Origin of the sequence: Kingella pumchi (assembly GCF_022288825.1) — a bacterium.
GTDB classification, from domain to species: Bacteria; Pseudomonadota; Gammaproteobacteria; order Burkholderiales; family Neisseriaceae; genus Kingella_D; species Kingella_D pumchi.
The window spans coordinates 1-313 of sequence record NZ_JAKOOW010000003.1 but is presented as its reverse complement, the minus strand read 5'-3'; the positions used below and the strand labels follow the sequence as shown (position 1 = coordinate 313).

1 protein-coding gene is annotated in these 313 nt (G+C 51.4%); it reads right to left on the bottom strand.

Annotation, left to right across the window (positions count from 1 at the left end):
- Window positions 1-36 precede the first annotated feature (36 nt).
- Window positions 37-313: transposase (locus MB824_RS01100; RefSeq protein ID WP_238745128.1), on the bottom strand; the 277-nt coding region annotated here is incomplete at its 5' end.

Sequence of the window (313 nt, the reverse complement as noted above, 5' to 3'; positions counted from 1 at the left end):
CGGCAGTTTTCTGCCGTTTTCTTTTTGCTGCGGCCGCTAGCTTTGCGGCCGATAGCGGTGCGGCTCGTATGGCTTGCCGGTTGTATGAACGTAGTAGGCGATAGTAGCCAGTTTTCGCATGATGGCGCCGATGATTACTTTCTTGGGCTTTTTCTTTTTGGTTAGCCGTTTTATCAGCTCTGGGAAGTAGCCGTTACGGTAAGCGACCATTGCGGGCATAAACAGGGCGCCGCGCAATTGTCTATTGCCGTAGTTTGTCATCTGCTCTTTGCCTTTGACGCTTGTGCCGGATTCTTTCTTTTGCGGCACTAGT